The sequence below is a fragment of the Pseudomonas sp. F(2018) genome, assembly GCF_005508865.1.
Lineage (GTDB): Bacteria > Pseudomonadota > Gammaproteobacteria > Pseudomonadales > Pseudomonadaceae > Aquipseudomonas.
The window spans coordinates 410,155-432,445 of sequence record NZ_SCOM01000003.1; the positions used below are offsets into that span (position 1 = coordinate 410,155).

Genomic DNA, 22,291 nt, shown 5'->3' on the forward strand with positions numbered 1-22,291 from the left:
CCAAAGCCCCGCCTCGGCGGGGCTTTTTCATTGTCCACGGCGTTTCGCTGATGACCCTGCATTCAGACAATTTCTGGACAGCGCCAGAGGCCGCCGCAGAGGCCGCTTAATCCTTTCGGGCGACAGCACGAATACGTCCTTGGTGCGCTTATGCGCCTGTCATCCGCTGGGTAGTGTGCGGCCAGTTGCACCCCCATTCACGGAGAGCCTCATGACAAAAACAACAAGGCCCGGAATCTTCCAGCCGCACACCCTCGCCCTGGCCGTCGCCCTCGGAACCATTGCTCCGGCGCATGCCGTCAACTTCAACATCGGGGAGATCGAAGGCCAACTCGACTCGTCCATCTCGGTCGGCGCAAGCTGGTCCACTGCTAGCCCGGACAAGGATCTGATCGGCAATGCCAACGGTGGAACCGGCTTCACCCAGACCGGTGACGATGGCCGCATGAACTTCAAGAAGGGCGAGACCTTCTCGAAGATCTTCAAGGGTATTCATGACCTCGAACTGAAATACGGCGATACCGGCGTATTCGTTCGCGGCAAGTACTGGTACGACTTCGAGCTGAAAGACGAGCATCGCCTGTTCAAGGATATCGACGACTCCAACCGTAAGCAGGCGGCTCAGGCTTCTGGCGCCGAGATTCTCGACGCCTTCGTCTATCACAACTACGCCATTGGCGAGATGCCCGGCTCGGTTCGCCTGGGCAAGCAGGTGGTCAGCTGGGGTGAAAGCACCTTTATCGGCAACGGCATCAATGCGATCAACCCCGTCGATGCTGCCGCGTTCCGCCGCCCAGGTGCGGAGATCAAGGAAGGCCTGATTCCGGTCAACATGTTCTACGTGTCGCAGACCATCACCGATCAACTGTCGGCCGAAGCCTTTTATCAGTTGGAATGGGAACAGACCGTCGCCGACAACTGCGGAACGTTCTTCTCCTCCAGCGACGTAGCCGCGGACGGCTGTGACACCAACTACAACATCCTCGATGCAGCTACCGTTAGAACTCTGCAAGCAGCCAAGGCCGGTCCGGCTGGTGCTTTGCTGACTGGCGTGACCATCGACAATGAAGGTCTGGTTGTGCCGCGCGGAGGCGACCACGATGCACGTGACTCCGGCCAGTGGGGCACTGCGCTGCGCTGGTTAGGCGACGATACCGAGTACGCTGCCTACTTCATGAACTACCACAGCCGTACACCCAACGCGATGTTCCAAAATGCCAACGCCGCTGCTATCGGCAGAGCAGGGGTAGTCCCCTCTCTCCGCTCCCCGATTCTGCTAGGTAACGGCGAGTACTATCTCGAGTACCCGGAAGATATTCGTCTGTATGGCCTGAGCTTCTCCACAACACTGCCTACCGGCACAGCATGGGCTGGCGAAATTAGCTATCGCCCGAACATGCCTATCGGTATTAACGGTACCGACATGACTGCCAAGCTGACCACCGCCACCGCGGCAACAGCAGGGCACATCCATAAAGGCTACAACCGTAAGGAAGTCACCCAGGCACAAACCACTCTGACCCACTTCTTCGATCAGGTGCTCGGTGCCTCGCGCCTGACATTGGTAGGTGAGGTTGGCATGACCAGTGTCGGCGGTCTGGAAAGCCGCGACGAAGTGGCCTACGGAAGAGACTCCATTTACGGTTCGCCTCATGGCACCCAGGCATCCAACATTGCCGCCCGCAACGAATACGGCACTCACGGTTTCTATACCAATACATCCTGGGGCTACCGCGCTCGCGGCATCCTCGAATACAGCAACGTGTTCGCCGGCATTAATTTGAAGCCCAACGTGGCTTGGTCGCATGACGTCGACGGCTACGGCCCGGTGTTCAACGAAGGCTCCAAAGCCATCAGCATCGGTGTCGATGCCGATTACCTGAACACCTACAACGCCAGCCTGAGCTACACGAACTTCTTCGACGGCGACTACAACACCCAAACCGACCGAGACTTCCTCGCCCTCAGCGTCGGCGTGAACTTCTAAGGGATCCGATCACCATGAGAAAAACAAAACAACTGATCACTGCCCTCACTCTCTCCCTGCTGGCCGGCAGCGTGCTCGCTGCCGTGTCGCCGGAAGAGGCCGCCAAGCTCGGTGACAGTCTCACTCCGGTGGGTGCGGAGAAATCCGGCAACGCCGACGGCAGCATCCCGGCCTGGACCGGCGGCCTGGCCAAGGATGCCGCGGCCGTGCTGCCCGGCGGCTTCCTCGGCGACCCGTTCGCCAACGAACAGCCGCTGTTCACCATCACCGCGCAGAACCTGGACCAGTACAAGGACAAGCTGGCCGAAGGCCAGATCGCCATGTTCAAGCGCTACCCCGAGACCTACAAGATGGTGGTCTACCCCAGCCATCGCAGCTCGGCGATGCCCGCGCAGATCTACGAAGCCGCCAAGAAGAGCGCGACCAACACCAGCCTGATCGAGGGTGGCAACGGCCTGGCAGGCTTCGCCGACAGCCGCTACTACGCCTTCCCGATTCCGCAGAACGGCCTGGAAGTGGTGTGGAACCACATCACCCGCTACCGCGGCGGCAACCTGCGTCGCAGCACCGTACAGGCCGCCCCGCAGACCAATGGCGCCTATACTCTGGTGCACTTCGAAGACGAAGTGGCGTTCCCCAGCCAGACCAAGGGCCTGGACCCGAAGAAGGCCGAGAACGCCCTGCTGTTCTTCAAGCAGCGCGTGACCGCGCCGTCGCGCCTGGCCGGCAACGTGCTGCTGGTGCACGACTCGCTGGACCAGATCGCCGAACCGCGCATGGCCTGGCTGTACAACGCCGGTCAGCGTCGCGTGCGCCGTGCACCGCAGGTGGCCTATGACGGCCCGGGTACCGCCGCCGACGGCATGCGTACCTCGGACAACTTCGACATGTACAACGGCGCCCCCAACCGCTACGACTGGAAGCTGGTGGGCAAGCGCGAGCTGTACATCCCTTACAACAGCTACAAGCTGCAGTCGCCGGACGTGAAGTACGACGACATCATCCAGGCTGGCCACACCAACCAGGATCTGGCGCGCTATGAGCTGCACCGCGTGTGGGAAGTCGAGGCGACCCTGAAATCGGGCGAGCGCAACATCTACGCCAAGCGCCGCTTCTTCGTCGACGAGGACTCCTGGCAGATCGCCGTGTCCGAGCACTACGACGGTCGCGGCCAGCTGTGGCGCGTAGGCCAGGCCATGCTGGTGCAGCAGTTCGAACAACAGGTCCCGGTGTATGCCTTCGAGGCCCTGTACGACATCATCGCTGGCCGCTACATCGCCGTTGGCATGGCCAACGAAGAGAAAGTCGCCGTGCAGTACGGCATCCAGGCCTCGGCGGTGGACTTCACCCCGGCGGCTCTGCGCAACGCCGGCGTCCGCTGAGTTCCATCGCAACGCTGCTCCAACTTGAGGCGACCCCAGTGGTCGCCTTTTTTGTCTGCACGGCCAACTAAGCGGCGCGATTGGGTAACATCGACCCCATCCCGACGCCCACAATCACAACAAAAGCCGAGGCCACGACCATGCAAGACAAGGTTCGCGCCCTGCATCCGGCCGCCATTTCGCGTCAACCGGAGCATCCCTTACCGCGCCTGCCGGCGGCCCATATCGCCCGCCCGCGCCTGACCCAGGCATTGCTCGCCGGCGACTGCCGGCTGACCCTGGTCTGCGCCCCCGCCGGTTTCGGCAAGAGCGTGCTGCTCAACGAATGCGCGCGCCAGGCGCCCCACGGCACCCAAGTGGTCTGGCTCGACCTGCTCGGCCATCCGCACAGCCCCGCCGAACTGCTCGCGCGCCTGGCCGCCGCCCTGCACTTGTCCCACGGCGACGGCGAGCCCTGCGCCGAGCTGGGCCTGCTGCTCGGCCGCGTCGAACAACCGCTGTGGATCATTCTCGACGACTATCCACGACAACCCTGCGCCGAACTCGACGCCTGCCTCGATCGCCTGCTGGAACGTGCGCCGCACACCTTGCGCTGGTGGATCGGCGGACGCCGCCGGCCGGCCTGGAACCTGCCACGCCTGCTGCTGCAGGGCGACCTGCAGGAGGTCGACGCACACGCCCTGGCCCTCGACCAGGACGAGCTTGGCCGCCTGCTGCAACAGCGCCAGCAGACCCTGCCCGACGAACTCACCGCCCAGTTGCTGCACCACAGCGAAGGCTGGCCGGCCGGTGTCTGCCTGCTGCTGATCGGCGGTCACGCCGACAACCTCGGCCAGCGCCTGGCCGCCGGGACGCCGCTGCTGCTGGAATACCTCGAGCGCGAGGTGCTGGCCACGTTGCCACCACCGCTGCAGCACGCGCTGTTCGTGCTGGCGCACATGCCGCGCTTCTCCGCCGCCCTGTGCGAACACCTGCTGGAAGAACATGGCGGCGCCCAGGTGCTGGAGCAGCTGCGCCAGCGCCAGCTGTTTCTCCACGGCCTGGATAGCTGCGGCGAATGGTTCCGCCTGTGGCGCCCGCTGGCCGCCATGCTCAAGCGCATGCCGGGCGGACAGACGCCGCTGCAGGCCCACGTGCGCGCCTGCCAGTGGTTCGCCGCCCGCGATGCGGTGCGCGAGGCGGTGGAGCATGCCCTCTGGGCCGCGCAGCCGGACGTAGCGGCCAACTACCTGCAACGCTATGGCCAGGACCAGCTGCTGATCGGCCAGAGCGTCGCCCAGTTCCTGCACTGGCGCGACGGCCTGCCGCCGACGCTGTTCAACAGCACGCCGCGCCTGATCATGCTGCAGGCCTGGGCCCTGATCATCTGCGCCCGCCTGGACGAAGTGGACGCCTGCGTCGCCGAGCTGACCCGCTTCCTGCCGCAGCCCGATGCCCGCCGCCAGCAGCAGCTGATCGCCCAGTACCAGGCGGTGCTCGGCGTGCTGCAGCGTCAGCGCGGCCAGGCCAGCGCCCGCCAGCACTGCCTGGAGGCCCTGGAAGTCCTGCACGAGTCGGCCTGGTCGCAGCACATTCTGTGCAACCAGGCCCTGGCCCAGCAGGCCATGGCCGAGCTCGACCTGACCAGCGCCCAGCACTACAGCCACGAAGGCCTGCGCCTGGCGCGCCTGCGCGGCAGCGTGCTGTTCGAGTCGCTGCTCAGCGTCGACCATATTCACCTGCTGGCCATGCTCGGCGAGCGCGAACGCGCGCTGGAGCAGACCGGACAATGCCTGCAGCTGCTGCAGGGCGCCGACCAGCGCGGCCCGGTGCTGGCCAGGCTGTTGCTGCTGCGCGGCACCCTGCTGGCCGGACGCGGCGACACCGACGCCGCCCAGGCGGTGCTGCAACAGGGCATCCAGGAGGCCGAGAGCTGCGAGGACGCCTACCTGCTGTTCGGCTATCTGGGGCTGGCCGAGCTGGCCGGGGCCCAGGGCGATACCGAGAGCGCCCAGCACCTGCTGCGCCGCGCCGAACGACAGATGCAGCTGTCCCACGTGCCGGAGGTGCGCTATCGGGAGATGCTGCAGCTGGCCCATGGCTGCCTGTGGTTACGCCAGGGTGAGGCCGAAAAGGCCCGCGACGCCTTCGTGCGCGTGCGCCAGCGCCTGCAGAGCGAGCGCCTGCTGGCCCCTTCCGGCTTCTACGACCTGCTGCCACGGGCGCGCCTGTACCTGGCCCAGGCCGAACTGGCCCTGGGCGAGACGGCGACGGCACTGAGCGACCTGCAGGAGCTGCACGACGACTGCCGGCGCAGCGGTCATCACAGCCTGGCTACCCATGCCCGCCTGAGCCAGGCCGAGGCCCTGCACCTCAGCGACCGCGCCGCCGAGGCCGAGGCACTCCTGCGCATCGCAGTCGGCGAGGCCGAACGCCAGCAGCAACTGCTGCCGCTGCTGAGCCTGCAGCAACGCCAGGCGGAGTGGCTGGCGGGCAACCCGGCCTGGCCGCAACAGCTGCTGCAGGGCGCCGACGGCGGTAGCGCAGAGCTGCCCAGCGAGTCGCTGCTGAGCAAACGCGAGCTGGCGGTACTCGGGCTGATCGCCCAGGGCCACTCCAATCAGCAGATCGCCGAGCAGCTGTACATCTCCCTGCACACGGTGAAAACCCATGCGCGGCGGATCAACGTCAAGCTCGGCGTGCAGCGCCGCACCCAGGCCGTGGCGCGGGCCAAGGCGGAGGGCTGGCTGGGCTGAGCGCCGCTAGCGCGCCTCGGTGACGGCGGCCAGCTGCACCAGGCGCTCGCTCATGCCGCGCGCATGCCGGCCGACCATCAGTGGCGCCAGCGGACGCCCCGAGCGGCCCAGGCGCGCACGGCCGGCGCGGTCGAAGTCGCCGAGGGCCATGCGCAGATAGCGCCAGTCCGCGCTCGCCCGCCGGGCCTGGTCCGGCGCGCTGCCCGCCATTAGCGGCAGCAGCTGCGCCATGGCCACATCCAGTTCTGCCAACAGCTGTTGCTCACCCTGGCTGACATAGGAGCCGTCCGCCCCCGGTGTGGCCTCGAAGTAGCCCAGGTAGGCCTGGGCGGCGTACTGAGTGGCGAGCAGCTCCAGCTTGATCGCGCTCAGCAGCGGAGCATCGTGCCGATCATCGTCCAGGCCATCGGCCGCCCGCAGCAGATCGACCAGCGCGCGACTGAGCTGCTCCGGGTAGCGCCAGGGCAGATCGTTCTCGGACGGCCCATAGCTCAGGCCCTCCTCCAGGCTGGCCAGTAAGCGCGCATAAGATTGCTGCAACGACTGGCTCTGCGCGGGATTGATAGCGGCGAAGCTGGCCCGCAGCTGCTCGGTGTCGCGCCGCAGCACCTGCAGATGCTCGGGCTGCAGCCCCTCGCCACGCAAACCGAGAAAGCTGCCGACACTGCGGCAGGCATGAAGCTGCAACAGCTCCAGCTGGACATTGCCCTGCGCTTGCAGCGGCAAGCTCAGGAGCAGGGCGCAACCGATCAACAACAGGCGAAGTGCAGGCATGCCGGTTCTCTTCACTGAGGGGGAGCGACGCCACCGCAACACGCGGCGACCAGTCGATTCTATGGCCAAGCCCTCGGCCGGCTGGCTTCCGATCTCTCATGGCCATGCACGACGGTAATCGCCAGGCAAAAGAAAAGGCCCCAGGTCTTCACCTTGGGGCCTTCTTTCTATATCTGGAGTGGCAGTGTGGAGCGTGCGATGTGCCTACTTCTTTCCGGGAATCGGGAAATGCTTGAACGCCTCGCGCAGGATCTTCTTGGCCACATCTTCCGGCAGCGACGGCGCGATATCCTTCAGTGCATCCGGCCCGGCATCGTCGGCCTGGGCAGGCTCCTTCGATTCGTCCTGCAGCCGCTCTTCGGCCTCGCGTAGTTCTTCGTCCGAACCCATCATTTTCTGCGCCGCCCATTTCCTGTCTGCTGTGACGGAATCCTATAGCGAAGCGCCAGACTTGACGAGCCATGCCGCTGCCATCGGTATGGGTCGCTCGCTGGCCGTCGAAGCCCTTGGATCAGAGGGCACGCAGGCCGTTGCGCCGGCGCGGTGGCAAAACGCAGAAACAACAAAGCCCGCATCAGGGCGGGCTTTTCGCGGTGTTTCCGGCAGTGACGGAAACCTGTGTTTGGCGCATCCGGCGGGATTCGAACCCACGACCCCTGCCTTCGGAGGGCAGTACTCTATCCAGCTGAGCTACGGATGCGTTGCGGGGCGCAATCATACGCATCCGCCTCGCGGGCGTCCATGCGACCTGTCGCTCAGAGCTCCTGCATGGTGAAGTCGGCCTTGCTCACGCCGCAGTCGGGGCACAGCCAGTCGTCCGGCACCTCGGCCCAGGGCGTGCCGGCGGCGATGCCGTCGTCCGGCCAGCCCTTAGCTTCGTTGTAGATCAGGCCGCAGACGATGCAGATCCAGGTCTTCATGCCGGCACCTCCTGCTGCAGCGGATGCAGGCCACGGTCGAAGTCGGCCAGCGAGGGGAAGCTCAGCGGCTCGGCGAACTCCAGCTGCAGCAGGTAGTCGCCGTAGCGGCGCAGGATCTCCTCGCGCGCTTCCTGGCTGATGTAGGGCACGTGGCAGGCGGGGAAGGGCGGCAGCACGCTCATGCCGACATAGGCCAGGGTGCCGCGCTGCAACGGGCGCAGCATCGGCTCCCAATCGCCGTGCACGGCAGCCTCGTCGGCGAACATGTGCGCCTGCCCGCCAAGGGTGAAGCTGAGCAGCGCGCGCTTGCCGGCCAGGCCGCCGCGATCATAGAAACGCAGGCCGCCGTAGCACACGCCGGAGACCAGCACGCGGTCGATCCAGCCCTTGAGAATGGCCGGTACCGAGCACCAGAACAGCGGGAAGTTGAGGATCAGCAGATCGGCCCACAGCAGCTTGTCCAGCTCCGCGGCGATGTCGTCGGCGATGCTGTCGGCCTTGACCGCCTCACGCTGCTCCAGGGCATAGACCAGGTAATCGGGGTTGCTGCGTTGCGGGAAGTCGGCGGCCGAGGCCACCGGGTTCCAGTTCATCGCGTAGAGGTCGGAGACCTGCACGCTGTGGCCGGCGCCGCCGAGGGTGGCGACGGCCAGGTCTTTCATCGCCGTGCAGAAGGACTGCGGCTCGGGGTGGGCGTGGACGATCAGGATGTTCATGCGGTATTCCGAAAAAGCGCGGGGCCCGCAGGCCCCGGAAGCGCCCCGGAAAACCGGGGCTCACAAGGACGATCAGGCGGTCTGCTGGACCGGCGCAACAGCCTCTTTGCTCGGCGCATCCCAGCGGTTGGCGCGGGTGAAGGTGCCGAAGTCGTTGAAGCGCACGCCGGCCTCGCGCATCACCCGGTGCGCCAGCGGCGCGGTCATCTGGCGGATGTAGAACGGCTCCTTGACCACGAAATGGTGGATCGCGTGGGTGCTGCCGAAGTTGAAGCAGAACGCCTGCAGCGGCCACAGCCACCAGGGGTTGAGCACCTGGGTCTGCTGGATCACGTTGCCCAGCTCGACGTCACCGTAGTAGTGCATGTTGGAGCTGACGAAGTGCAGGCAGAAGGTGCGCAGCACGTTGGGGCCGACCAGCACCACCACGGCGAAGGTCACGCCATCCATCACCGCCAGGGTGGTGGCCGACCAGGCGATCGGCGCGCCGGCTGCGGAGGCGACGAAGTCGATCAGGTGGAAGCCGAGGAACACGTACCAGGTGCCCCAGTTGAGCAGGCCCAGCGGCGCGTAGCCCTTGAGCGTGCGGCTGACGATCATCTTGCGGCGCTCCCAGGTCGGCGCGCGCAGGAAGCGGATGAGCGAGGACATCACATTGTCGCCGACCATCAGCAGGCGGGCGAAGCCCCAGGGCTCGCCATTGGTGATGGCGCGCTCTTCCAGATCGGTCTCGGTGCCGGAGACCTTGTGGTGATTCAGGTGCAGGTGACGGCGGATCCATGGGTTGATCGTGCTCGGCCGCGCCATCCACACCAGCGCCATCATCAGGTTGTGCGGCACGCGCTGCTTGCGGAAGTACATCGAGTGGATCAGGTCGTGTTCCAGCTCATGGGTCAGCGAGGCGAAGAAGGCATTGGCCAGCAGGCACGCCCCCCAGGCGATGGCGCCCTCGGCATACAGCCAGGCACTGCCGATCATGCCGGCCAGGGCGAAAGCCAGGATGCCGGCACCAAGGGCATCCTGGTGCTGCAGGATCGGGTAGCGCTGGCGCAGTTCGTCACCACGCGCCATCACCACGGCGCGGATATGCGCCGAGCGTTGCTGGTGGGTTGCAGGAGTCGGGGTCATGCACGCATCCTCTTGTGGCGGCGCCATGCGGGGCGCTACGGATCGTTGTTGGAATCAGGCCAGGCTAGAGTGCGCGCCCCCGCGCCGCGTTGCCTGACCGACAACGCCAACCTGTTGACCGAGAATGCCAACCTGCATGACTGAACCCTCCACCCTGGCCAGCTGGACTCGAGCCCTGCGCCGCCAGCTCGACGCGCTCGGCCTGGACAGCGCCGCCCTGTGCCGCGAGGCCGGCCTCGACCCGGCACTGCTGGACGACGCCAACGCGCGCTACCCGCTGCACGCCACCACGCGCCTGTGGCAACTGGCGGTGGCCGCCAGCGGTGACCCGACCCTGGGCCTGCACACCTCGCGTCACGTCGCGCCGACCACCTTCCACGCCCTGGGCATGGCGGTGATGGCCAGCGGCACCCTGCGCGAAGTATTCGAACGCATCGTGCGCTACCACCAGGTGGTCAGCGACGCCCTGGAACTGGAGCTGCGCGAGACGGCAGAAGTGTGCGAGCTGCACCTGCGCCTGCCACCCGGTTCGCCGGCGCCGGCCCCCGAGGCCATCGACGCCTTCGCCGCCATTTACGTGCGCACCTGTCGCAATCGCCTGGGCCGCGACTATGCACCGCTGGCCGTGCACCTGCGCCGGCCGCTGCCGAGCGATCCGAGCCCCTGGCAGGAGGTGTTCCGCGCGCCGGTGCACTTCGCCGCCAGCGAGGACGTGCTGTGCTTCGCCCGCGCCGATCTCGACCGCCCGCTGGGCGACGGCAACCCGGAGCTGGCCGCGCACAACGAGGCGGTGCTGCGCAAGCGCCTGGAAGCGCTGCAGCCGGACACCGTGGCGCGCCGCCTGCGCCGCGCCCTGGAGCAGTGCCTGCCGAATGGCGAACCCTCGGCCGAGGCCCTGGCCCACGGCCTGCACCTGAGCCTGCGCAGCCTGCAGCGCCACCTGAGCGACGAGGGCAGCAGCTACGAGCAGGTGCTGGCCGATACCCGTCGCGATCTGGCGCTGGATCACCTGCGCGAGGCCGACTGCTCGATCAGCGAAGTCGCCTACCTGCTCGGCTTCGCCGACAGCAGCAGCTTCAGCCGCGCCTTCAAGCGCTGGACCGGGCAGAGCCCCAGCCAGTACCGCGATTCGCTACAGGGCTGACCTGTAGCGCGTGGCGAACGGGGCTACAGGCCATCCGACATAAACGTTCTTTATATCGAACAGAAGAATTACCAACCCGCAACGCCCGCCCAGCATCTGGAACGCGCGCTCCATCTCGCCTCCCGCGAGGTTGCCGGCGAAATAACCGCGACTCGCCCGGCATTCATTCTTTTTGGTTATTTTGTTGGTTTTATCGAACATAGCTCTTGCCCTTTGTCGACGCCGGCCCTAGGATTCGTTTGACATTTCAAACGCTGGACAGCGAAATCGGCTGCCCGCTATTTGCTTGATCGCCTGCCCCGTCGGCGCTTCGCACCTGGAGACCACCATGCAACTGAAAGACGCCCAGCTGTTCCGTCAGCAAGCCTTCATCGACGGCCAGTGGCTGAACGCCGACAGCGGCCAGACCCTCGCCGTGAACAACCCGGCGACCGGCGAGATCCTCGGCAGCGTGCCGAAGATGGGCCGCGCCGAGACCCGCCGCGCCATCGAAGCCGCAGAGCGCGCCCTGCCGGCCTGGCGTGCGCTGACCGCCAAGGATCGCGCCAACAAGCTGCGCAAATGGTTCGACCTGATCATGGCCAACCAGGACGACCTGGGCCGCCTGATGACCCTGGAGCAGGGCAAGCCGCTGGCCGAGGCCAAGGGCGAGATCGCCTACGCCGCCTCCTTCATCGAGTGGTTCGCCGAAGAAGCCAAGCGCATCTACGGCGACACCATCCCCGGCCACCAGCCGGACAAGCGCATCATCGTGATCAAGCAGCCGATCGGCGTGACCGCGGCCATCACCCCGTGGAACTTCCCGGCGGCGATGATCACCCGCAAGGCCGGCCCGGCCTTGGCCGCCGGCTGCACCATGGTGCTCAAGCCGGCCTCGCAGACTCCGTATTCCGCCCTGGCCCTGGCCGAACTGGCGCAGCGCGCCGGCATCCCCGCCGGTGTGTTCAGCGTGGTCACCGGTAGCGCCGGCGAAGTCGGCGGCGAGCTGACCAGCAACCCGATCGTGCGCAAGCTGACCTTCACCGGCTCCACCGAGATCGGTCGCCAGCTGATGGCCGAATGCGCCCACGACATCAAGAAAGTGTCCCTGGAGCTGGGCGGCAACGCGCCGTTCATCGTATTCGACGACGCCGACCTGGACGCCGCCGTGGAAGGCGCGCTGATCTCCAAGTACCGCAACAACGGCCAGACCTGCGTGTGCGCCAACCGCCTGTACATCCAGGACGGCGTGTACGACGCCTTCGTCGACAAGCTGAAGGCCGCGGTGGCCAAGCTGAAGATCGGCAACGGTCTGGAAGACGGCACCACCACCGGCCCGCTGATCGACAACAAGGCCGTGGCCAAGGTCCAGGAACACATCGAGGACGCCCTCAGCAAGGGCGCCAAGCTGGTCGCCGGCGGCAAGCCGCACGCCCTGGGCGGCAGCTTCTTCGAACCGACTATTCTGATCGACGTGCCGAGCAACGCCGCCGTGGCCAAGGAAGAGACCTTCGGCCCGCTGGCGCCACTGTTCCGCTTCAAGGACGAGGCCGAAGTGATCGCCAAGGCCAACGACACCGAGTTCGGCCTGGCCTCCTACTTCTACGCCCGCGACCTGGGTCGTGTGTTCCGCGTGGCGGAAGCGCTGGAGTACGGCATGGTCGGCATCAACACCGGCCTGATCTCCACCGAGGTGGCGCCGTTCGGCGGCGTGAAGGCTTCCGGCCTCGGCCGCGAAGGCTCCAAGTACGGCATCGAGGATTACCTCGAGATCAAATACATGTGCCTCGGCGGCGTATAAGCCGCCCGGGTAGTGAATCCGTGGGTGTCGGGTGACAGGCAGGAGTCGTGGTCACCCGGCGTCGGCGTTTCCGGTGGTGGCACCGGCTAACCCAGCCGACGGCCAGCGGGTAGGCGACAGTTCGATCATCGTTAGCTGTCACGCCCACCCAGCCCCGTCATCATCCTTGGACCGGGCCGCCATAAGCGGCTTATGAGGACAACATGAGCAAGAACGAATCCCTCCTGCAACGTCGCCAGGCCGCCGTGGCCCGTGGCGTCAGCCAGATCCACCCGATCGTCGCCGAGCGCGCCGAGAACGCCACCGTGTGGGACGTCGACGGCCGCGAGTACATCGACTTCGCCGGCGGCATCGCCGTGCTGAACACCGGCCACCTGCACCCGAAGGTGATCGCCGCCGTGCAGGAACAGCTGACCAAGCTGACCCACACCTGCTTCCAGGTGCTGGCCTACGAGCCCTACATCGCCCTGTGCGAGCAGATCGCCAAGCGCGTGCCGGGCAACTTCGCCAAGAAGACCCTGCTGGTCACCTCAGGCTCCGAAGCGGTGGAGAACGCGGTGAAGATCGCCCGTGCCGCCACCGGCCGCGCCGGCGTGATCGCCTTCACCGGCGCCTACCACGGCCGCACCATGATGACCCTGAGCCTGACCGGCAAAGTGGTTCCCTACTCCGCCGGCATGGGCCTGATGCCGGGTGGCGTGTTCCGCGCCCTGGCGCCGTGCCCGCTGCACGGCATCAGCGAAGACGAGTCGATCGCCAGCATCGAGCGCATCTTCAAGAACGACGCCCAGCCCCAGGACATCGCCGCGATCATCATCGAGCCGGTGCAGGGCGAGGGTGGCTTCTACGTCAACTCCAAGCCGTTCATGCAGCGCCTGCGCGCCCTGTGCGATGCCCACGGCATCCTGCTGATCGCCGACGAAGTGCAGACCGGCGCCGGCCGTACCGGCACCTTCTTCGCCACCGAGCAGCTGGGCATCGTCCCGGACCTGACCACCTTCGCCAAGTCGGTCGGCGGCGGCTTCCCGATCTCCGGCGTCTGCGGCAAGGCCGAGATCATGGACAGCATCGCCCCGGGCGGCCTGGGCGGCACCTACGCCGGCAGCCCGATCGCCTGCGCTGCGGCCCTGGCCGTGATGGAAGTGTTCGAGGAAGAGAAACTGCTGGAGCGTTCGCAAGCCGTGGGCGAGAAGCTCAAGGCCGGCCTCAACGCCATCGCCGCCAAGCACAAGGTCATCGGCGACGTGCGCGGCCTGGGTTCGATGATCGCCATCGAGCTGTTCGAGAACGGCGACCACAGCAAGCCGGCCGCCGAGCTGGTCGGTAAGATCGTCGCCAAGGCGCGCGACAAGGGCCTGATCCTGCTGTCCTGCGGCACCTACTACAACGTGCTGCGCTTCCTGATGCCGGTCACCATCCCCGACGCCCAGCTGGAAAAGGGCATCGCCATCGTCGCCGAGTGCTTCGACGAGCTGGCCTAAGCGTCACGGCCCTGCCTTTGCGGGCGGGGCCACATCCTGCGTGCCGCCCCTAGTGCATGGGGGCGGTCCAGATTCGCCCGCGGCTCTCACCAGGCCGGGCGACTCCCTCATGACCCGCTCCGGCGGGTCTTTTTTTGCCCGCACGATGGGCTAGGCTGCTTGGGTAACGGTCGCCATGCGGCCATCCCAGGGAAGACTTGCCATGCCCCAGTCGCAGCGGGTGCCCCGTGTGATCATCGGCGAAGCGGACCGCTGGACCGCCGACCTTATCTGCCAGTTGGTACGCAGCGCCCGCTGCGACGCCGACATAGTCGCCCTGGGCGATGGCGCCAGCGTGCTGCAGCAATGCCGCCAGGCCTCGCCGCAACTGCTGATCGTCGACTTCGGCCTGCCCGGCATCGGTGGCCTCGACCTGCTGCGCGAGGTGCGCCGACAGAAGGCGCAGCCGCCGCTGCCGTTCTTCCTGATCACCGAGAAGATCGACGCCAGCAGCGTGCGCGCCGCGGCCCCACTGGCACCCACCGCCTACCTGGCCAAGCCGTTCGACGCCGAGGACCTGCTGCGCCGCCTGCGCCAGGTGCTGCTGCAGCCGGGTGAGGAAGTCAGCTGCCCGCTGCCCGAGCTGGCCCCGCAGGAATCCCTCGACCAGTACCTGGACAAGGCCCGCGAAACGGCCGCCGGCGCCCCGCTGCTGAACCAGGTGCACGAGACCCTGGAGCTGCTGCATGGGCCGGCGACGCCCGACCTGGACGAACTGGAGCGGCGTTTCCACAACGATCCGCAGCTCACCGCCCAGCTGATCGCCGCCGCCAACAGCGCTGCCGAACACCGCGGCAGCGGCTGCCAGAGCCTGGCCCAGGCGCTGCATCGCCTGGGCACCAAACACAGCCTCAACCTGGCGCTGGGCCTGGCCCTGCAGCGCGGTGCCAGCCTGGACGATCCGCTGCTGATGGCCGCCGGCCTGAAGATCTGGGCGCAATCCCAGCGCCTGGCCGAGCTGGCCCACTGGCTGGCCTCCCGCCTGGGCGCCGACGCCGAGCGCTGCTTCACCGCGGGCCTGCTGCACCGCCTGGGCGACCTGGCCCTGCTGCGTACCCTGCAGGACTGGCATGGCCGCGGCGGCGCGCTCGACGAAGCGCAGCTCGAGGCGGCGCTGCACAAGCATGCGGCGCCGTTCGGCTCGGCCCTGCGCACCCGCTGGCGCCTGCCGCTGGAACTGCGCCAGCTGATCGCCGCGGTCTACCAGTTGGGCAGTGGCGTGTATTCGCGCGAGGCGCTGGTGCTCAACCTGGCCGCCCAGGCCGCGCCGCTCGACGCCGGGCAATCCTTCGCGCCACTGGCCGAGCACAAGAGCGCGCGCATGCTGCACCTGGACGCCGCCACTCTGGAACAGTTGCCGCGGCTGACCGACGTGCGCTGAGTCAGGCCTCCAGGGCCTCGCGCACGAAGTCCAGACGATCCTGGCCGAAGAACAGCTCGTTACCGACGAACATCGCCGGCGCGCCGAATACGCCGCGCTTGATCGCCTCGTCGGTGGTGGCCTTGAGCGCGTTCTTCACGTCCTGCTCGGCGATCAGCGCCAGCAGCTGCTGCGGCTCGAAGCCACCGCCAGCCAGCACCTCGCCCAGCACGACCGGGTCGCCCAAGTTGCGCGCCTGCACCCACATGGCCTCGAAGATCAGCTTGAGGAAGGCCTCGAAGCGCTCCGGCATGCGCAGCTGCACCGCCACGGCGGCGCGCATCAGCGGCAGGGTATTGATCGGGAAATGCGGGTTGAACTGCATCGGCACCTGGTAGCGGCGGGCATAGCGCGCCAGGTCCTGGATCATGAAACGGCCCTTGGCCGGGATGGTCACCGGCGAGGCGTTGCCGGTGGCCTGGAACACGCCACCGAGCAGCATGGGCTTGTACACCAGGGCCGCGCCCGTCTCGGCGCACAGCGCCGGCAGCTGGGTCCAGGCCAGGTAGGTGGTGGGGCTGCCGAAATCGAAGTAGAACTCGACGGTCTTGCTCATGTTCTTTTGCTCTTCTGCTTTGTTATTGGGGCACGCAACCACGACTGAGCGAGCGGCGGTCAGGCTAGGCGGCGGGCTGGGAAAAGAGCGGAGTTGGCTGTAGCCAATGAGCATCTTTTACCGGCCCGCCAACAACGCCTCACCGTCGCGCAGCCAGTCGTTACCATTTTTCCATCCAGGGGCGCAGATCGAGTTCGAAGGTCCAGGCATCGCGCGGCTGGCTGTGCAGGAACCAGTAGTTGTCGGCGATATGCTCGGGGTCGAGGATGCCGTCCTGGTCCTTGCGTGCGTACATGTCCGGGAAGGTGTCGCGGATAAAGGCGGTGTCGATGGCGCCGTCCACCACCACGTGGGCCACATGGATGTTCCGCGGCCCCAGTTCACGCGCCATGCTCTGCGCCAGGGCGCGCACGCCGTGCTTGGCGCCGGCGAAGGCGGCGAAGTGCGAGGCACCGCGCAGGCCGGCGGTGGCGCCGGTGAACAGGATGGTGCCGCGCTCGCGCTTGACCATGCGCCGGGCCACCGCCTGAGCGGAGAGGAAGGCGGCGAAGCAGGCCATTTCCCAGATCTTGAAGTACTTGCGTGCGGTCTCGTCGAGGATGCTGCACGGCACGTTGGCGCCGATATTGAAGACGAACGCCTCGATCGGCCCGATCGTGCTCTCGATCTGCTCGACCAGCGCCGTCACTTCCTCCTCCTTGCGTGCATCGGAGGCGAAGCCATGGGCCTCGCCGCCCTCGGCGCGGATGCTGTCCACCAGCGGCTGCAGCTTGTCGGCACTGCGCCGGGTGACGCAGGCGATGTAGCCCTCGCGGGCGAAGCGCTTGGCGATGGCGCCACCGGTGGCGTCGCCGGCACCAATCACCAGCACCACTTTCTTGTCGTTGTTGTTGTCGCTCATATCGTTCACCTCTTTGATAAACGCTCGTTTAGTAAACGGACGTTATGCTAAGCTCCGGGCATCCGTCAAGCAGGAGTTCTGCCATGCGCTATTCCGCCGAACACAAGGCCCAGACCCGCGAGAAGCTGTTGCTCAGCAGCGGCGCGCTGGCCAAGCGCGGCGGCTTCGCCGGCACCGGCGTGGATGGCCTGATGAAGGCCATCGGCCTGACCGGCGGCGCCTTCTACGGCCACTTCTCGTCCAAGGACGAGCTGTTCGCCGCCATCGTCGAACGCGAGCTCAGCCACAGCCTGGAGCTGCTCGGCAGCGGCGTGGCCAGTCGCGACAAGCTGCAGCGCTGCCTGGCCATCTACCTGAGCATGAAGCACGTAGAGCAGCCGGACAGCGGCTGCGCCATTCCCACCCTGGGCGCCGAGATCGCCCGTGCCGACATCGCCGTGCGCGAACTGGCCGAGCACTGGCTGGTGCGCCTGCAACAGGCCTGGGCCGAGGAGCTGCAAGACCCGCAGCTGGCCTGGGCGATCCTCGCCCAGTGCGTCGGCGCGCTGGTGGTCGCGCGCATGCTGGCCAGCCCGCAGCGCCAGGAAGAAGTGCTCGAATCGAGCAAGGCGTTGATCAACACCAGCCTGGCTTAAGAACCTGCTTACGAACTCCTGACTGTCGGCCATACGGCGTTAAAAACCGCCTCGGAATGCTCATTTACAATTCGTAAACTGCGCTTCCTCGGCGCTTTTGCCTTGTCTGGCTCTAATTCAGAAGCTCGTAAACAGGTTCTAACGCACCAGCGGCTGCTCGGCGACCAGGGCATCGGCCAGCTCGCCCAGCGGGCGCGGCCGGTCGATGAAGTAGCCCTGGGCGTAGTCGATGCCCAGCTCGCGCAGGCAGTTCTGCGCCGCCTCGCTCTCGACGAACTCGGCCACCGTGCGCAGGCCCAGCTGGCGGGCGATCTGCACCATGGAGCCGACCATCGCGCGGTTGATCGGGTCGCGCTCGATGCCGAGGACGAAGGTGCCGTCGATCTTCAGCAGGTCCAGCGGCAGGTGACGCAGGTAGGCGTAGGAGGCGAAGCCGCTGCCGAAGTCGTCCAGCGCCACCTTGAGGCCGCGTCGGCGCAGGCGCTCGATCCAGCCGGCCGAGCTGCCCAGTTCGGCCAGGGCGACCATCTCGGTGATCTCGATGCACAGGCGGTCGGCCGGCAGGCAGTGGGTGTCGAGCAACTCGTCGAGCAGCGCGTGGAATTCCGGATCGAGCAGAGACGGCGCGCTGAGGTTGATGTTGACCTGGGCCAGCACCGCCTGGTGGCGCGGGTTGGCCGCCAGCCACTCGCAGTAGCGGCGCAGCACCCAGCGGTCGATCTGGGCGAGGAAGCCGTAGCGCTCGGCGGCGGAAAAGAATTGCCCCGGCGCCACCCACTCGCCGGAAGCCGGGTCACGGTAGCGCAGCAGCACCTCGTAGTGCGCGCCCACTTCCTCGCCCTGCAGCGGCCGCACCGGCTGGTAGAACAGCTCGAAGTGCTGCTGCTCGATGGCCTCGCGCAGGCGGGTGATCCATTGCAGCTGGCGCTGGTGCTCGACCAGCGCGCCGTCGGCCGGGTTGAACAGGTGCACGCGGTTGCGCCCCTGGGCCTTGGCCATGCTGCTGGCGTTGTCCGCCCAGTTCAGCGCTTCTTCCCAGTCGCGCACGCCGGACTCCAGCTCCAGCACACCGATGCTGACGCACAGGCGGAACGGCCGGCCGCCGTAGCTGAACACGAACTGCTCCACCGCCAGGCGCAGGCGCTCGGCCTGTTCCAGTGCCTGCGGCCGGTCGTAGCCGGCCAGCAGCACGGCGAACTCGTCGCCGCCGATACGCGCCAGCTCGGCCTGGCTCGGCAGGCAGCCGAGCAGATGACCGGCCAACTGGCGCAGCAGCTGGTCGCCGGCCGAGTGACCGCAGAGGTCATTGACCTGCTTGAACTGGTCGAGGTCGAGGAACAGCAGGTGGCTGAAGTGTCGTCCGCCACCTTCCAGGCTGCCCTGCAGCAGGCGCTCCAGCTCGCGGCGGTTGACCAGGCCGGTCAGCGAGTCGTGGGCGGCCAGGCGCGCCAGGCGCTGCTCCAGGGCGCGGCGCTCGCTGAGGTCGACGACTATGCCTTCGATGCAATGGAGGTTGGCCTGCTCGTGTAGCGACAGATGCACCCAGCGGTGGCGCCCGTCGGCCGTCTGCAGCTGCACCTCGCCGCTGGCGGTGGGCTGCTCCGCACTCAGCTGGCCACACAGGCGCTGCCAGTCGCCGGGCGCCAACAGGCCCTGGATCGGCTGGGCCTGCAGCAGCTCGGCGTCGGCCTCCTCACGTTTCAGCAGGCGCAGGAAACTGGGATTGGTCTCCAGCAACAGGCCCTGGCGGTTGCAGCGGAAGATGCCCTCGGCGGCATTGCGGAACAGGCCGCGGTACTGCTCCAGGTTGACGATGGCCTGCTCGCGCGAGGCCAGCAGGGCCTGGCGCACGTCGTCCAGCTGGCGACCATTGAGCACGCCGAAGAGGAACACGCAGACCACCGGCAGCCAGGCATGCAGCACGTCGACCCAGGCGTTGCGCGGCACCAGGCCGGCGCGGCTCAGGGCGAGCATCAGCATGAGCAGGATGGCGGCGCTCCAGAACAGCGCGAACCAGCCGGCGTAGGGCCGCCGCAGATGCAGGGCGAGCAGGGTCAGGCCGAGCTGGAACAGGCCAGTGCTCAGCATCATCAGGTTCATCACCTGCGCCGCCTGGCTGTGCGTCGGGCTCAGCAGCACCCACGCCAGCACGCCGGCCAGCGTCGCGATCAGCAGGTCGCGCAGGCGCCGCGGCAGTCCCTCATCCAGGCGCAGCGAGGAACTGATGAACAGGGTGCTGAAGATCAGCGTGAGCGCGCCGAACAGGTTGGTCTCAAACTGCATGGCCGGCGGCCAGTTGCGCCACAGCAGCAGGTTGGTCAGGTCGTTGATCGCGGCGTTGTACCAGGCCACGCTGAGGATGGTCGCGCAGTAGTAGCCCAGGCGCCGGTCCGGGGCGACGACGAACTTGAGCAGGTGGAACAGCGCCATCACCAGCAGCGCGCCGACGATCAGGCCGTTGTTCAGCCAGGTGGTGGCCAGCAGGCGATCCTTGTCGGCAGCCGGCAGCAGCTTGATCGGCAGGCTGATCGAGGAGGTACTGCGCACCCGCAGGATGACTTCCTGGGCGCCCACGCCCAGGGTCGGCAGCGGCACCAGAAAGGCCCGCAGCGGCTCGTCGCGGCGGGCGAACGGCAGGTGGTCGCCGAGCTGGCGATAGAGTTGCAGGCGCTCGTCGGCGAACACCCAGACCTGCACGTCGTCGAGGTAGGTGTGGTCCAGCCACAGGTAGTAGCGCTCGCCGGAGCGGCCCTGCAGGCGCAGGCCGAACCACCAGGCGCTGTCGCTCCAGCCCAGCGAGGGAATGCTCTGCAGGTCGTGACCATCGCTGAGCAGGCGGGCGCGGGCCTGGTGCAGCGCCAGCTGCTCGGGGGCATCCTCCAGCAGGCGCACGCCGGGCACCGTATCGATATCGGCGTGGCGCAGGTCGAGCAGTGGCAGCTCGGCTCGCGCGGCACCGCAGAACAGCAGCAGGCACAGCAGGGGCAGGAGCCGGCGGAGGACAGACATCGACACGACCTGGGAGCGGGAGGGAAAGTGCTGGCGAAACGCCTCCTGCCAGCTTAGCCCAAGGCTCAGGTCACGCCTGCGGCCTGGCGCAAAGTCCCGAGATCGCTGATCTCGATTTCGCCGTAGGTGAGACGCAGGGCACCACGTGCCTCCAGGTCCTTGAGGATCTGGTTGGTGGTCTGTCGCGACAGGCCGAGCATCAGCGCCAGCTGCTCCTGGGCCAGGTGCAGCACCCGTCGCGGGCCGGTCTCGCCGTAGCCCTCGGCCATCATCAGCAGGCGTCTGGCCAGGCGCGGGGCGGCCGGCAGCAGGCTCATCTCCTCCAGCGCGATAAAGGCCAGGCGCAGCTTCTGGCTCATCAGCAGGGCGAAGTCGCGCCAGTGTCCGGGCTCGCGGGCGAGCAGGGCCAGTAGCGCCGCCTGCGGTATCTGCAGCAGGCGTGCCGGCCCTTCGGCATAGGCGTCATGAGTGCGCGGCTGGCCATCGAACAAGGAGATCTCGCCGAACCAGTAGGGCGGCTCGACCAGGGTCAGCAGTGCCTCCTTGCCGTCACGACTGACCGCGCCGACCCTCATCATCCCCTCCAGCACGGCATACAGGCCGCAGGGCGGATCGCCGCGGCGGAACAGACGCTGCCCCGGCTCCAGGTGCAGCAGGCGCGCCTCGCCCAGCAGCTCGTCGCGCAGGGTAGCGGGCAGGTGGCTAAACCACTGGCCGCTTTCCAGCAGGGGGCGATAGAGGGTGGGGGATTCGGACATGGCTTTGTCGCCTAACTGACAGTCGTGCACCGGGGGCTGGCGTGATCATGCCATCAACCTGCCTTGCTGAGACCCCACAATGAAAACCCTCGTCGATCATCTCGGCCAGTACGCGGAATACCACCGCGACCGGCGCAACATCCTCAGCCACTTCATCGGCATTCCGATGATCGTGGTCGCCGTCGCCGTGCTGCTGTCGCGCCCGGGCTGGGACATCGCCGGCCTGTGGCTGTCGCCGGCCCTGCTCACGGCGTTGGCCGCCGGCATCTTCTATCTGCGCCTGGACCTGCGCTTCGGCCTGCTGATGAGCGCCTTGCTCGGCCTGTGCCTGTGGGCCGGCGCCGCGCTGGCGCAACAGAGCACCCTGGTGTGGCTGAGCGGCGGCCTCGGCCTGTTCGTGGTGGGCTGGATCATCCAGTTCGTCGGCCACTATTACGAAGGCCGCAAACCCGCCTTCGTCGACGACCTGATGGGACTGGTGGTCGGTCCGCTGTTCGTGGTCGCCGAGCTGGGCTTCCTGCTCGGCCTGCGTCCCGAGGTGCAGGAGGCGGTCGAGCGGCGCGCCGGCCCCACCTGCATTCGCCAACCCAAGGCCATCGCCTGACCGGCCACGCTCTGTCGGTCGCCATACTCGGCGCACAGGCGTAGTCCTGCTGCGCCGGCTACTACATGGCGTCGCCTCCTCGACCGTTTCTGCCGCCCCTCTCCCGCACTCCGCCATACACGGGCAAATCGACGAACGGCCATTCACGCCCCGAATGCCGCTCTGCGCCGTGATCTGCCGCAAATTCGCCCTCATCCCAGCAACAACGGCGCTTTGCGAACCCCAGCAGGAACTACAAGTCACGCCATGACTTGTAGTTATCACGGAGTATCGCTTCAGAATTTCTTGATGGCCTCGGCATTCGCCTGCAAAATGCCGCGCC

At 67.0% G+C, this 22,291-nt stretch carries 19 protein-coding genes and 1 tRNA gene; 9 read left to right on the top strand and 11 right to left on the bottom strand.

The window, feature by feature from the left end:
* Nucleotides 1-211: 211 nt before the first annotated feature.
* The 3 genes from FFS62_RS15800 to FFS62_RS15810 all read left to right on the top strand — a co-directional run bounded on the left by FFS62_RS15800 (nucleotide 212) and on the right by FFS62_RS15810 (nucleotide 6,104).
* Complete coding sequence (locus tag FFS62_RS15800) at nucleotides 212-1,987, top strand: DUF1302 domain-containing protein (protein WP_137973788.1); 1,776 nt, start codon at nucleotides 212-214, stop codon at nucleotides 1,985-1,987.
* 14 nt (nucleotides 1,988-2,001) lie between these two features.
* Complete coding sequence (locus FFS62_RS15805; protein ID WP_137973789.1) at nucleotides 2,002-3,369, top strand: DUF1329 domain-containing protein; 1,368 nt, start codon at nucleotides 2,002-2,004, stop codon at nucleotides 3,367-3,369.
* Nucleotides 3,370-3,509: 140 nt separating this feature from the next.
* Entirely contained in the window at nucleotides 3,510-6,104 is a 2,595-nt protein-coding gene (locus tag FFS62_RS15810) for a LuxR C-terminal-related transcriptional regulator (RefSeq protein WP_137973790.1), read from the top strand.
* A 6-nt stretch (nucleotides 6,105-6,110) separates the two neighbouring features.
* Here FFS62_RS15810 and FFS62_RS15815 read toward each other — a convergent pair whose 3' ends face one another.
* From FFS62_RS15815 to FFS62_RS15840, 6 genes are all read right to left on the bottom strand, one after another.
* Entirely contained in the window at nucleotides 6,111-6,878 is a 768-nt protein-coding gene (locus tag FFS62_RS15815; protein WP_137973791.1) for a hypothetical protein, read from the bottom strand.
* Nucleotides 6,879-7,082: 204 nt separating this feature from the next.
* Nucleotides 7,083-7,268 carry a hypothetical protein gene (locus tag FFS62_RS15820; RefSeq protein WP_171016354.1) on the bottom strand — a complete coding sequence of 62 codons (186 nt, stop codon included), beginning with the start codon at nucleotides 7,266-7,268 and terminating at the stop codon, nucleotides 7,083-7,085.
* Between the two features lie 233 nt (nucleotides 7,269-7,501).
* Nucleotides 7,502-7,578, bottom strand: a tRNA-Arg gene (locus FFS62_RS15825).
* 55 nt (nucleotides 7,579-7,633) lie between these two features.
* On the bottom strand, nucleotides 7,634-7,798 hold the full coding sequence (locus tag FFS62_RS15830) for a rubredoxin (protein WP_137973793.1): 165 nt from the start codon (nucleotides 7,796-7,798) through the stop codon (nucleotides 7,634-7,636).
* Complete coding sequence (locus FFS62_RS15835; protein WP_137973794.1) at nucleotides 7,795-8,514, bottom strand: NAD(P)H-dependent oxidoreductase; 720 nt, start codon at nucleotides 8,512-8,514, stop codon at nucleotides 7,795-7,797. The genes FFS62_RS15830 and FFS62_RS15835 overlap by 4 nt, the downstream gene beginning before the upstream one ends.
* Nucleotides 8,515-8,586: 72 nt before the next feature.
* The gene (locus tag FFS62_RS15840) at nucleotides 8,587-9,642 is read right to left on the bottom strand and encodes a fatty acid desaturase (RefSeq protein ID WP_137973795.1); all 1,056 of its coding nucleotides are present in this window, start codon (nucleotides 9,640-9,642) and stop codon (nucleotides 8,587-8,589) included.
* Between the two features lie 136 nt (nucleotides 9,643-9,778).
* Between FFS62_RS15840 and FFS62_RS15845 the strand changes: the two genes are divergently transcribed.
* Complete coding sequence (locus FFS62_RS15845) at nucleotides 9,779-10,786, top strand: AraC family transcriptional regulator (RefSeq protein WP_137973796.1); 1,008 nt, start codon at nucleotides 9,779-9,781, stop codon at nucleotides 10,784-10,786.
* Here FFS62_RS15845 and FFS62_RS15850 read toward each other — a convergent pair.
* Nucleotides 10,775-10,987, bottom strand: coding sequence for a hypothetical protein (locus tag FFS62_RS15850; protein ID WP_137973797.1), 213 nt, complete (start codon nucleotides 10,985-10,987; stop codon nucleotides 10,775-10,777). The two genes, FFS62_RS15845 and FFS62_RS15850, sit on opposite strands and share 12 nt — an antisense overlap.
* A gap of 127 nt (nucleotides 10,988-11,114) precedes the next feature.
* On the opposite strand from FFS62_RS15850, the gene gabD reads away from it, so the two are divergent.
* The 3 genes from gabD to FFS62_RS15865 all read left to right on the top strand — a co-directional run bounded on the left by gabD (nucleotide 11,115) and on the right by FFS62_RS15865 (nucleotide 15,467).
* Complete coding sequence (gene gabD, locus FFS62_RS15855) at nucleotides 11,115-12,566, top strand: NADP-dependent succinate-semialdehyde dehydrogenase (protein ID WP_137973798.1); 1,452 nt, start codon at nucleotides 11,115-11,117, stop codon at nucleotides 12,564-12,566.
* A 203-nt stretch (nucleotides 12,567-12,769) separates the two neighbouring features.
* Nucleotides 12,770-14,047, top strand: coding sequence for a 4-aminobutyrate--2-oxoglutarate transaminase (gene gabT, locus FFS62_RS15860; RefSeq protein ID WP_137973799.1), 1,278 nt, complete (start codon nucleotides 12,770-12,772; stop codon nucleotides 14,045-14,047).
* Between the two features lie 202 nt (nucleotides 14,048-14,249).
* Nucleotides 14,250-15,467 (top strand): HDOD domain-containing protein, encoded by a 1,218-nt coding sequence (locus FFS62_RS15865; RefSeq protein WP_137973800.1) that lies wholly within the window; start codon nucleotides 14,250-14,252, stop codon nucleotides 15,465-15,467.
* A 1-nt stretch (nucleotide 15,468) separates the two neighbouring features.
* On the opposite strand, the gene FFS62_RS15870 is transcribed toward FFS62_RS15865, so the two are convergent.
* Together FFS62_RS15870 and FFS62_RS15875 are read right to left on the bottom strand one after the other, a co-directional pair.
* The gene (locus FFS62_RS15870) at nucleotides 15,469-16,062 is read right to left on the bottom strand and encodes a 2-hydroxychromene-2-carboxylate isomerase (protein ID WP_137973801.1); all 594 of its coding nucleotides are present in this window, start codon (nucleotides 16,060-16,062) and stop codon (nucleotides 15,469-15,471) included.
* Nucleotides 16,063-16,222: 160 nt separating this feature from the next.
* Nucleotides 16,223-16,963, bottom strand: coding sequence for an SDR family oxidoreductase (locus tag FFS62_RS15875; RefSeq protein WP_137973802.1), 741 nt, complete (start codon nucleotides 16,961-16,963; stop codon nucleotides 16,223-16,225).
* Nucleotides 16,964-17,046: 83 nt separating this feature from the next.
* Here FFS62_RS15875 and FFS62_RS15880 point away from each other — a divergent pair, with 83 nt between their 5' ends.
* Nucleotides 17,047-17,598 (top strand): TetR/AcrR family transcriptional regulator, encoded by a 552-nt coding sequence (locus FFS62_RS15880; protein WP_137973803.1) that lies wholly within the window; start codon nucleotides 17,047-17,049, stop codon nucleotides 17,596-17,598.
* Nucleotides 17,599-17,736: 138 nt separating this feature from the next.
* Here the strand turns inward: FFS62_RS15880 and FFS62_RS15885 are convergent, their stop codons facing one another.
* Both FFS62_RS15885 and FFS62_RS15890 read right to left on the bottom strand, forming a co-directional pair.
* Nucleotides 17,737-20,607, bottom strand: coding sequence for an EAL domain-containing protein (locus FFS62_RS15885; protein ID WP_137973804.1), 2,871 nt, complete (start codon nucleotides 20,605-20,607; stop codon nucleotides 17,737-17,739).
* Nucleotides 20,608-20,672: 65 nt separating this feature from the next.
* The gene (locus FFS62_RS15890) at nucleotides 20,673-21,365 is read right to left on the bottom strand and encodes a Crp/Fnr family transcriptional regulator (RefSeq protein ID WP_137973805.1); all 693 of its coding nucleotides are present in this window, start codon (nucleotides 21,363-21,365) and stop codon (nucleotides 20,673-20,675) included.
* Between the two features lie 79 nt (nucleotides 21,366-21,444).
* Between FFS62_RS15890 and FFS62_RS15895 the strand changes: the two genes are divergently transcribed.
* On the top strand, nucleotides 21,445-21,969 hold the full coding sequence (locus FFS62_RS15895; protein WP_137973806.1) for a DUF962 domain-containing protein: 525 nt from the start codon (nucleotides 21,445-21,447) through the stop codon (nucleotides 21,967-21,969).
* Nucleotides 21,970-22,291: the final 322 nt, after the last annotated feature.

What these genes read in the sequence shown, in the direction of transcription:
- FFS62_RS15800 (WP_137973788.1), top strand. Translation starts at nt 212, where the DNA reads ATGACAAAAACAACAAGGCCCGGAATCTTCCAGCCGCACACCCTCGCC.
- FFS62_RS15805 (WP_137973789.1), top strand. Translation starts at nt 2,002, where the DNA reads ATGAGAAAAACAAAACAACTGATCACTGCCCTCACTCTCTCCCTGCTG.
- FFS62_RS15810 (WP_137973790.1), top strand. Translation starts at nt 3,510, where the DNA reads ATGCAAGACAAGGTTCGCGCCCTGCATCCGGCCGCCATTTCGCGTCAA.
- FFS62_RS15815 (WP_137973791.1), bottom strand. Translation starts at nt 6,878, where the DNA reads ATGCCTGCACTTCGCCTGTTGTTGATCGGTTGCGCCCTGCTCCTGAGC.
- FFS62_RS15820 (WP_171016354.1), bottom strand. Translation starts at nt 7,268, where the DNA reads ATGGGTTCGGACGAAGAACTACGCGAGGCCGAAGAGCGGCTGCAGGAC.
- FFS62_RS15830 (WP_137973793.1), bottom strand. Translation starts at nt 7,798, where the DNA reads ATGAAGACCTGGATCTGCATCGTCTGCGGCCTGATCTACAACGAAGCT.
- FFS62_RS15835 (WP_137973794.1), bottom strand. Translation starts at nt 8,514, where the DNA reads ATGAACATCCTGATCGTCCACGCCCACCCCGAGCCGCAGTCCTTCTGC.
- FFS62_RS15840 (WP_137973795.1), bottom strand. Translation starts at nt 9,642, where the DNA reads ATGACCCCGACTCCTGCAACCCACCAGCAACGCTCGGCGCATATCCGC.
- FFS62_RS15845 (WP_137973796.1), top strand. Translation starts at nt 9,779, where the DNA reads ATGACTGAACCCTCCACCCTGGCCAGCTGGACTCGAGCCCTGCGCCGC.
- FFS62_RS15850 (WP_137973797.1), bottom strand. Translation starts at nt 10,987, where the DNA reads ATGTTCGATAAAACCAACAAAATAACCAAAAAGAATGAATGCCGGGCG.
- gabD (WP_137973798.1), top strand. Translation starts at nt 11,115, where the DNA reads ATGCAACTGAAAGACGCCCAGCTGTTCCGTCAGCAAGCCTTCATCGAC.
- gabT (WP_137973799.1), top strand. Translation starts at nt 12,770, where the DNA reads ATGAGCAAGAACGAATCCCTCCTGCAACGTCGCCAGGCCGCCGTGGCC.
- FFS62_RS15865 (WP_137973800.1), top strand. Translation starts at nt 14,250, where the DNA reads ATGCCCCAGTCGCAGCGGGTGCCCCGTGTGATCATCGGCGAAGCGGAC.
- FFS62_RS15870 (WP_137973801.1), bottom strand. Translation starts at nt 16,062, where the DNA reads ATGAGCAAGACCGTCGAGTTCTACTTCGATTTCGGCAGCCCCACCACC.
- FFS62_RS15875 (WP_137973802.1), bottom strand. Translation starts at nt 16,963, where the DNA reads ATGAGCGACAACAACAACGACAAGAAAGTGGTGCTGGTGATTGGTGCC.
- FFS62_RS15880 (WP_137973803.1), top strand. Translation starts at nt 17,047, where the DNA reads ATGCGCTATTCCGCCGAACACAAGGCCCAGACCCGCGAGAAGCTGTTG.
- FFS62_RS15885 (WP_137973804.1), bottom strand. Translation starts at nt 20,607, where the DNA reads ATGTCTGTCCTCCGCCGGCTCCTGCCCCTGCTGTGCCTGCTGCTGTTC.
- FFS62_RS15890 (WP_137973805.1), bottom strand. Translation starts at nt 21,365, where the DNA reads ATGTCCGAATCCCCCACCCTCTATCGCCCCCTGCTGGAAAGCGGCCAG.
- FFS62_RS15895 (WP_137973806.1), top strand. Translation starts at nt 21,445, where the DNA reads ATGAAAACCCTCGTCGATCATCTCGGCCAGTACGCGGAATACCACCGC.